The 9125-nt window shown below is 70.1% G+C and carries 8 protein-coding genes; 3 read left to right on the top strand and 5 right to left on the bottom strand.

Annotation, left to right across the window (positions count from 1 at the left end):
• Positions 1-36 precede the first annotated feature (36 nt).
• Positions 37-621, top strand: coding sequence for an isochorismatase family protein (locus tag AADR41_RS39690; protein ID WP_342287125.1), 585 nt, complete (start codon positions 37-39; stop codon positions 619-621).
• A gap of 100 nt (positions 622-721) precedes the next feature.
• Here AADR41_RS39690 and AADR41_RS39685 read toward each other — a convergent pair whose 3' ends face one another.
• Together AADR41_RS39685 and AADR41_RS39680 are read right to left on the bottom strand one after the other, a co-directional pair.
• Positions 722-1057 (bottom strand): hypothetical protein, encoded by a 336-nt coding sequence (locus tag AADR41_RS39685; protein WP_342287123.1) that lies wholly within the window; start codon positions 1055-1057, stop codon positions 722-724.
• A gap of 124 nt (positions 1058-1181) precedes the next feature.
• Positions 1182-3581, bottom strand: coding sequence for an immune inhibitor A domain-containing protein (locus tag AADR41_RS39680; protein ID WP_342287121.1), 2400 nt, complete (start codon positions 3579-3581; stop codon positions 1182-1184).
• A gap of 371 nt (positions 3582-3952) precedes the next feature.
• Here AADR41_RS39680 and AADR41_RS39675 point away from each other — a divergent pair, with 371 nt between their 5' ends.
• Positions 3953-4309, top strand: coding sequence for a hypothetical protein (locus AADR41_RS39675; protein ID WP_342287120.1), 357 nt, complete (start codon positions 3953-3955; stop codon positions 4307-4309).
• A gap of 51 nt (positions 4310-4360) precedes the next feature.
• On the opposite strand, the gene AADR41_RS39670 is transcribed toward AADR41_RS39675, so the two are convergent.
• Positions 4361-5026, bottom strand: coding sequence for an RDD family protein (locus AADR41_RS39670; RefSeq protein WP_342287119.1), 666 nt, complete (start codon positions 5024-5026; stop codon positions 4361-4363).
• Between the two features lie 110 nt (positions 5027-5136).
• A complete protein-coding gene (locus AADR41_RS39665) occupies positions 5137-6876 on the bottom strand; it encodes an RDD family protein (RefSeq protein ID WP_342287118.1) in 1740 nt (579 codons plus the stop codon).
• A gap of 212 nt (positions 6877-7088) precedes the next feature.
• Between AADR41_RS39665 and AADR41_RS39660 the strand changes: the two genes are divergently transcribed.
• The gene (locus AADR41_RS39660; RefSeq protein ID WP_342287117.1) at positions 7089-7565 is read left to right on the top strand and encodes an SsgA family sporulation/cell division regulator; all 477 of its coding nucleotides are present in this window, start codon (positions 7089-7091) and stop codon (positions 7563-7565) included.
• Between the two features lie 23 nt (positions 7566-7588).
• Here AADR41_RS39660 and AADR41_RS39655 read toward each other — a convergent pair whose 3' ends face one another.
• Positions 7589-8956 carry an FAD-binding oxidoreductase gene (locus AADR41_RS39655; RefSeq protein ID WP_342287115.1) on the bottom strand — a complete coding sequence of 456 codons (1368 nt, stop codon included), beginning with the start codon at positions 8954-8956 and terminating at the stop codon, positions 7589-7591.
• Positions 8957-9125: the final 169 nt, after the last annotated feature.

Here is a 9125-nt window from a genome sequence, read left to right as displayed (position 1 = left end):
CGACCGCCGACCGTCCCCCACCTAAGGACACCCGTCATGCACCGCGCGTTGATCGTCGTCGACGTTCAGAACGACTTCTGCGAGGGCGGCAGCCTCGCCGTGGCGGGCGGCGCCGATGTCGCCGCCGCCGTCACCGACCTGATCGGCGAGGCCCAGGCCGGGTACCGCCATGTGGTGGCCACCCGCGACCACCACATCGACGCGGGCAGCCACTTCTCCGACCGTCCGGACTTCGAGCACTCCTGGCCCCCGCACTGCGTGGCCGGCACGGAGGGCGTCGGCTTCCACCCGAATTTCGCCCCCGCGGTCGCCTCGGGGTCGATCGACGCGGTGTTCGACAAGGGCGCCTATGCGGCGGCGTACAGCGGCTTCGAGGGCCTCGACGAGAACGGTGTGGGGCTGGCCGACTGGCTGCGGGAACGCCATGTCACCGAGGTCGACGTGGTCGGCATCGCGACCGACCACTGTGTGCGGGCGACGGCGATGGACGCGGTCCGGGCGGGCTTCACGACGCATGTGCTGCTCGACCTGACCGCCGGGGTCGCCGAGACGACCACGGAGCGGGCGCTGGAGGAGCTCCGCAGGGCGGGCGTGAAGCTGACCGGCAAGCCGGTGGTCTAGGGCCTTTCGTCCGGATCGGCCCGGGCTCCGGCCCGGCCCCGGGGAAAGACCCTGGGACCTGTCCGGCCCGTTCGCGGCCCGGGGCCCGGAGCCCCGTGTCTCAGGCCGGCCGCCGGACGGGGATGGCCGGGCGGAGCAGGGCCCGGATCGGGTGCCAGAGCTCCTGTGCCCGCTCCGGCCTGGCGCGCCAGAGGAGCCCGTCGGGGTGGTGCAGCACGGCGGTGATCTCGTCGGGGGTGGGCGGCTCGGCGTTGCCGCGGAGGTAGACCGCGCGCAGTCCGGCGTTGCGCAGCCGGGTCAGGGCGCGGGCCCGGTTGGCCGCGTGCACCAGGACCCGGACCGGGGTGCCGGAACCCGGTCCGTCGGCCGGATGGGGCAGGGTGATCGCCACCACCACATTGCCGTCCGGCAACCTGCAGAATCCTCCGCCTGCCATGCTCCGCGCTCCCCCGTGAGACGTCGTGTCAATAAGAATCCGAACAAGACGCACCTAAACACGATCGGCCGCCGCCCGCTAGAGGGCGACGGCCGATCATGCTTTGACCTGCGGTTATGCGGGACTACTTGTGCGAGGGACCGACCTTGACGGTGATCGTCGAGCCGCTGCGCGGCTCCTTGACGATCGAGATCCGGGTGTTCGTGTCAGAAACCTGAACGCTCCCGGTCGGGTTCTCCTTGTACCAGTAGGTGCCCTTGTGGTCGTCGAAGGCCGGGATGCCGCGCTGCGACTTGATCCGGACCGGTGCGTCCGCGTTGTGCAGCGTGAAGGCGTCGGTCGCGTACCAGCTGAAGGGCGCGTCGAACGGCTGGATCTTGTTGCGGATGATCGAGCCGTCGGCCCACTTCAGGGGCTTGGCGTGCGCGTCGACCGGCAGGATCAGACCCTGGCCCGGGTGCTGCGACACGTTGTTGTCCTTCTGGGACTTGTCCCAGAGCCAGACGAGCAGACCGTTCTGGTACGGGTAGTGCTCGACCCAGTCGGGACGGGTCTTGGAGAAGCCGAAGTTGTACGGGCCGACCTTGAGGGTCTTGTCGTAGCTGACGTACTGGCGGTTCTCCGCGATGTAGTACTGCGGGTAGTCCTTGGTGAACGACTCACCGACGCGGGAGAAGCCCTTGGCGGTCCAGCCGTTGTCGTCGCCCTCGGCGTTGTCCGTGAAGAGCGCGGCACCGTCGGCGGTCACCGAGATGGTGTCCGCGGCGAAGCCGACGCCGCCCGCGCCGCCGTCGGTGGCGTAACGGAAGCGGATGTCGATCTTCTTGCCCGCGTAGGCGTCCAGCGGGAAGGAGAGCTTCTGGTACTTGCCGGAGACGTCGGTCAGGGCCGGCTTGTCACTGGCGTCGCGCGTGATCGCCTTGCCGTCTGCCGTGCCGTCGATCGCGGTCCAGCTGGTGCCACCGTTGTCCGACACCTCGGTGTAGAGGTAGTCGTAGTCCTTCTCGATGTCCCACCAGCCGGCGAGGTCCAGGGATGCCTTGGACTTGCCGGTGAGGTCGACCGAACGGGACAGGGTGTTGTTCAGGTTGTCGCCCGCGTCGCTCCACCACTGCTTGGAGCCCTCAGCCGGCTTGGTGACGTCGGTGGTGACGGGCTTCTCGGGCAGCGTGACGACGAGCGCCTGCTTGTTCTTGGTGTTGTACTCCGAAACGCCCAGCTTGTGGGTGGACTTCGTCGCGGCCTTGGCCTCGGCGTAGTCGAGCCAGCCCAGCTGGAGCTTGTCCCAGGCGGTCATGTCGCCGGGCAGGTCACCGATCGAGTCCTTGCCGGTGCCGAGCCAGGAGCCGGCCGACATCAGGGACCAGAAACCGACCGAGTTCTCGGCGGTGTTGGTGGTGTCGTAGAGGTCCGGCAGACCCAGGTCGTGGCCGTACTCGTGGGCGAAGACGCCCAGGCCGCCGTTCTCGGGCTGCGCGGTGTAGTCGCCGACCCAGATGCCGGTGTCACCGATCTGGGTGCCGCCCGCCTTGTTGCCGGCCGGGCCGGTCGCGCCGGCGTCGGTGCCGTAGGCGTACCAGCGGTGGGCCCAGATGGCGTTCGTGCCCTCGACGCCGCCACCCGCGGACTCGTCCTCACCGGCGTGGACGATCTGGAAGTGGTCGATGTAGCCGTCGGGCTCGTTGAAGTTGCCGTCGCCGTCGTAGTCGTAACGGTCCCACTGGTCGTACTTGGCGAGATCCGTCTTGATCTGCTCGGGCGTACGACCCTGGGCCTTCTGATCGGCGGCCCAGGCGTTCACGCCGTCCTTGATCATGTCCCAGGCGTTGGCGCAGTTGGTCGAACCGCAGTAGTTCGAGCCGTAACGGGCCTCGTTGTACGGAACCTTGACCCAGTCGGAGACCTCGCCGTCGACCGAGTAGCGCCCGGAGGACGTCTTCTCGTAGTACGTCTTCAGCGAGTCCTTGCCGGCCCCCTCACCGAAGTAGAGGTCCTGGAAGTGCGCCTGGTTGTAGTCGGCCTGCCAGGCGGTGCTGTTGTCCTTCTTGGGGTCCGGCTTGGCTATCTTGTTGTGCAGCGGGCCGGGCGTGCCCCCGTACTTCGGGACGGCCGGCTTCGGGCCGTCGCCGTCCGGGTCGAACATGGTGGTGTTGTCGACCTTGTCGCCGAACTCCACCAGGATCGTGAAGATCTTGTCCGTCTTCTCGCGGCCGAGCTCGACGTACTTCTTGTCGTCGAGCTTGACGACCTTGGAGCCGCCCCGCTTCGAGACCTTCTTGTCGCCCGATATGACCTGCTCAAGGGCGGCCTGACGCTGTGCGTCCTGCTGCTCGCTGAACGGGCCCTTCAGGTCGTGCTCGTTGCCCTTGGCCGACCCCGGGTCACGGCGGTCGACGCTGGTGCTCTTGGCTCCCGGCGCCTTCTCGTCTGCCTGGGCCGTGGCGAAAGCCGACGCCGTGGCGGCAGTGGCGGCCATGGCCACGACAACCGCAGCGGCGCGAAGCGCCCGTCTGTTTGTGGTCACTTGATGCAGTCCTCCCCGGCACTCGCCGCTGCGGCCAGGGGGTGATGTGGGGCCGCGCGCGCGAATACGCGTCACAAGTGACGACATTCGACCGGAGTTACGCGAGAAAAGACAGATCTTGACTTGCACAGGCCAAGTGCACTATGCAGGAGAACGCTTCCGTTATCCGGACGTTCAACAAGGGGCCAACCGGCGCGTCGCGGACCACGGTTGGAGTGGCAAATGACTCCGTGCGCCCCCTGTGCACCGGCACCTCGGGTTAGGCCGTGCTTACCGGTGGCTCCGCTCGGGCATCCACCGTCGTAGAGTCGCTTGACAGTGCGACCGTGTTGAGAGACTGCCCATCCGATGCCCCGAGGACGGATACCGCCATGCCGCGTCCCACAGCCGCACAGCTCTCCTACGGTTCGGTCACCGTCGTCTTCTCGACCCTCGCCATGCTGCTGCTCTCCCGTACGGGGTCGGGCCTCGGCATCGCCGTCATCGGGACCGCGGCGCTCGCGCTGGGTCTGCTGGTGGCCGTGACCGTACCCCAGCCGTCACGCGCGAAAACCGCGAGGCGGGCAGGTGCCCGCTCCGCGGTCCGGGTGAATCAGGACGCGGTCTCCGCGGCCGTCGAGGCCGAGGGCCTCGCCCGCGACGGGGCCCGTGCCCCGGTCTCCGCGCCCCGCGAGGCCGCGCCGCGGCCCGCGGACGAGCACGTGGGCCGGCACTCCGTACGCCACTGAGCCACCGGGACCGCGGGACGGGGTCTCGGGGCGGGGCCGGGACCGACGGCGTCAGTTGGTCTGGACGACCACCGTCTTCGCGGCCTTGTCCTGCAGGCCCTGCCGGTACGGCTTGTCCGTGAACATGAGCACGATGTTGATCAGCCACCACAGACACGGGCAGCACAGCAGCGCCGGCAGCCACAGCACCACGGCCCGCAGGAACGAGGCACCGGTGTCCGGCACCCGCCCGTCGTTGAGCATCGCGACGCGCAGCTTCAGCAGCCGCTTGCCGATGGTCCGGCCGTCCTTGTGCGTGAAGTACGTGTCGTAGGCGACGTACACGACCAGACCGATGAGCGACCAGATCAACTGGTGCCCGCTGTACGTCTGGCTGAAGACGTCACCTACGCCGTTGCCGTTGCCGTTGTTGTCCGTCACCTCGACCGCACCGCCCCAGGGCAGCGAGATCAGATACAGCGGGATCGAGATGATCAGGAAGTCGATCAGCCGGGCCAGGATGCGCTTGCCCGGCTCCCCGAGCGGCGGCATGCCGGCCAGCGGATCCGCACCGCCGTACGGTCCACCGCCGCCGTAGGGGCCCGGATCGTACGGCGGCGGGGGCGGGGGCGGAGCGCTGTCGTACGGCGAGCCCGACGACGGCGGGGGCTCATGCGGCTTCTTGAGGAACGGGTCGTCCTCGGGCGGCTGACCGGACGTCGGCTGATCGTTGCTCATGGGGGCAGTGCATCCCGCCCCGGAGGCGCCCGCAACGGCTCAGGTGCGTTCGGGGGACGCCCGGTCGGGGCGGCCCTTCACCCGGTGGGCCGTCGGCCGACCGGGTGCGGTCAGCCCGCCACGAAGGTGTGTGCCGCCTTGTCGTGCCAGCACTGGCGCCACGGCCGGTCGATCAGGCACCACAGCACATTGACCACCCCGATCACCAGGATGCCGAGCACGCCGTAGACCAGCCATCGGCGCAGCGCGGCACCGAAGGACGGGGCGCCGTGGGACTCGATGTCCCGTACTTCGAGCCCGCAGACCTTCTTGCCCAGGGTGCGGCCCCACTTGGCCGTCGGCAGCGCCTCCAGCAGGACCCCGAGCACGAGGAACGCGCCGAGCACCGCGCCGAACAGGCCGGCCGTGGTGGAGTCCACCAGCCAGACGGTGACCGTCTCACCGGAGAGCTTCGCCGCGTTGATCTTCTCGTCGATGTGGTCCAGCGCCTGCGAGACGAGCGGGAAGCCGATCGCGCCGACGAGCGCCATCAGCACGACGCTGTCGATCAGCCGGGCGGCGAACCGCCTGCCGAGCCCGGCGGGCCTGGCCGCCGCCTGGGCCTGCGCGAGCTGCTGGAAGGGGTCGTCGACCGGCGGCTTCCAGGGCACGACGGGCTGCTGGGGCTGCTGGGGCTGCTGGGCCTGTTGCGGCTGCTGCGGCTGGGGGCGGAGCTGGGGCTGCTGGGCCTGGAGCTGCGGCTGGTGCTGGAGCTGCGGCTGAGGCTGCTGGGCCTGGAGCTGCGGCTGGTGCTGCTGTGCCGGAAGTTGGGGATGGGCTGCCTGAGCGGGTGGCGAGGCTGGCTGACTGCCCTGTTGCGCCCAGGGGGCCGGGTTCTGAGCCTGTGCCGGGTTCTGAGCCTGTACGGGGCTCTGGCCTTGCACAGGGTTCTGGCCCTGTGCGGGGTTCTGGCCCTGTGCGGGGTTCTGCGCCGGGGCGGAGGGCTGTGCGCCCGGCCCCGGGGCGATCGCGCGGATCGCCATCGTCCCCTCCGATGCCGCCGGTTCGGTCGCCCGACGGGCCGGCGGACCACCGCCCCGGCCCACGGCCCGGATCGTGACCGTCCCGTCGGTGGGCGGGCGTCCCGCGTCGCCCGGACCCGCATCCGTACCGCCGCCGGGGCGGCCCTGACGGCCGATCCGGATCGCAACGGTGTTCTCCGGGGCGGGAGAAGACGGCGCGGGAGACGACGACGGAGCGGGAGAAGGAGAAGCGGGAAGAGCGGGAAGAGAAGGAGAAGGCGCGGGAGAAAGCGCGGGAGGGGCGGCGGGCTGTCGCGGGTCCGGCGCGGGAGCGCGGTCGGCGGGGGCACGGACCGCCGGGACGCGATCGCCCGGCACCGGGTCGGCCGGGGCGCGGTCCGCGGGCGTACGCGGATCGCTCTGCCCGTCCGGCCGGCCCGGTTCGCCGTCCTGTCCGCCCGGTTCGCCGGGCTGTCCGCCGCCCCAGGAGACCCGCCGGTCGTGTTCGCCGCCGAATCCGGTCTGCCGGGAGGCGTCGGCCTGCCAGGCGGTGGCCGGTTCGGGGCGGTTGCCCGCGTGCGGCCCCTCGTCCAGGAAAACCGGACCGGTCTCGTCCACCGGAGCCGGAGCCGGAGGCGGTACCGACGGCTGGGGCTCGGGCACCGGCGCGGAGGACGCTTCTGCGGAGGGTGTCACAGCCGTCGACCCGCCCTGCTCAGGAGCCGGGCGGCTTGTGCCTGGCACCCACGATGCACCGTTCCAGTACCGGACATATCCGGGAATGGACGGGTCGGGGTAGTACCCCTCGCGGGGGCTTTCGTCACCGGGTGCCGGGGTTGGGGCGCTCATCACCGTGGTCCCGTATCTCTTCGAGGCCTGAATGCAACGGGTCCACATCTACCAGACGCCCGCGTACCCCTGGGCCACTCCAGGGGTTTGGGGCTCTTTCCCGTCGCCCGAAAATTTTTCTCGGAAGTCGCGTAATAGATGGCGTGGAGGGTGCTCTCTCCCTGTGCGGGCCGGTCATGGGACCGGTCCACACACACCGGAAGGACGCACTCATGCACACCACCGTGGAACGCGAGCTGGAACTCAAGCTGGTCCTGTCGCCCGAGCGCAGCATCCCCGTCCCCGCCCGTCTGACGTACCGGACAGCGGACCCGTACGCCGTGCACGTGGCCTTCCACATCGGCTCCGAATTCCCGGTGCACTGGACGTTCGCCCGCGATCTGCTGGTCGAGGGCGTGTTCCGGCCGTGCGGTCACGGGGACGTCCGGATCTGGCCGACCAAGGTCGACCGGCGCAACGTCATCTTCGTCGCGCTGACCTCGCCCGACGGGAACGCGCTCCTGGAGGTGCCGTCCGCCGCGGTGGCCGCCTGGGTGGAGCGGACGCTGCGGGTGGTCCCGCCCGGCACGGAGGCCGAGCGGCTCGGGATCGACGAGGGCCTCGCCGAGCTGCTCGCCCCGCTGCCGGCCGACGACCTGTGGCTGCGCGACCCGTGGCCGTCGGACGAGTCGCAGGACGGCGAGGCGTGAGCGGGCACCGTTCCGGCCGGCCGTCAGAACACCTTGCCGGGGTTGAGCAGCCCCAGCGGGTCGAACGCCTGCTTGATGCCCCGGTGCAGCTCGACGCTGACCTCGCCGAGCTCGCGTGCCAGCCACTCCTTCTTCAGGAGGCCGACGCCGTGCTCGCCGGTGATCGTGCCACCGAGCTCCAGGCCGAGCGCCATGATCTCGTCGAACGATTCGCGGGCCCGCCGGGACTCGTCGGCGTCGGTGTGGTCGAAGCAGACGACGGGGTGGGTGTTGCCGTCGCCCGCGTGCACGCAGACACCGATGGTGAGGTCGTACTTCTCGGCGACGGCCGCGGTGCCCTCCAGCATGGCGCCGAGCTTCGAGCGGGGTACGCAGACGTCGTCGATCATCGTGGCCGACTTGACGGTCTCCAGCGCGGTGAGCGACATCCGCCGGGCCTGGAGCAGCATTTCGGACTCGGCGGCGTCCTCGGCGGGAACCACGTCGGTGGCGCCCGCGGCGGTGCACAGCTCGGCGACGGCGGCCAGATCGGCCGACGGGTCCGGGGTGTCGAAGGCGGCGAGCAGGAGCGCCTCGGTGGTGTCGGGGAGGCCCATGTGGGCCATCTTGTTGACGGCCCGGACCGTTGTACGGTCCATCAGTTCGAGGAGTGACGGAGTGTGACCACGCTCCATGATCCGGCAGATCGCGTCGCAGGCGCTCGCCGCGCTCGGGAACTCCGCGGCCAGGACCAGTTGCCGCGCCGGCCGGGGCTTCAGCGCGAGCACGGCCTTGACGACGATGCCGAGGCTGCCCTCCGAGCCGACGAAGAGCCGGGTGAGGTCGTACCCGGCGACGCCCTTCGCGGTGCGGCGGCCGGTGGTGAGCAGCCGCCCGTCGGCGAGCACGACCTCCAGGCCGAGTACGTACTCGGCGGTGACCCCGTACTTCACGCAGCACAGGCCGCCGGACGCGGTGCCGATGTTGCCGCCGATGGTGCACATCTCCCAGCTGGAGGGATCCGGCGGGTAATAGAGGCCGTGCTCGTCGACCGCCCGGGACAGCACCGCGTTGACGACGCCCGGTTCGACGACGGCGATCCGGTCGACCGGGCTGATCTCCAGGATCCGGTCCATCTTCACCAGGGAGAGCACGATGCAGCCGTCGGAGGCGTTGGCCGCGCCCGACAGGCCGGTACGGGCACCCTGCGGGACGACCGGGACGCGCAGGGCCGTGGCGGTCCGCATGACGTGCTGGACCTGCTCGACGGTGCGCGGGAGCACGACGACCGCGGGTGTGCCCGCCTCGCAGAAGCTCGCCATGTCGTGGGCGTACGAGGCGGTGACGTCGGGATCCGTGATCAGGGCGTCGACGGGCAGACCGGCACGAAGTTGTTCGAGAAGACCGTCCATGATCCAAGCGTGACACCCGGGCCCATTGGTGTGAACCCGTCTGCCGCGGCCTTCGCAAGGCGCGGTGTGCTCTTATTACTGACGCAGAGTGATCGGCATGGATGTGATGCCGCAGCAGCCGCCGCAGCCCCCTGATCCGAGCAGCTCCCCTCCCCTTGACGTCTCCGCC

It is taken from the genome of Streptomyces sp. CLV115 (genome assembly GCF_038448545.1).
GTDB classification, from domain to species: Bacteria; Actinomycetota; Actinomycetes; order Streptomycetales; family Streptomycetaceae; genus Streptomyces; species Streptomyces sanglieri.
The sequence above is the reverse complement of the archived record's forward strand: the minus strand, read 5'-3'. Positions and strand labels throughout refer to the sequence as shown.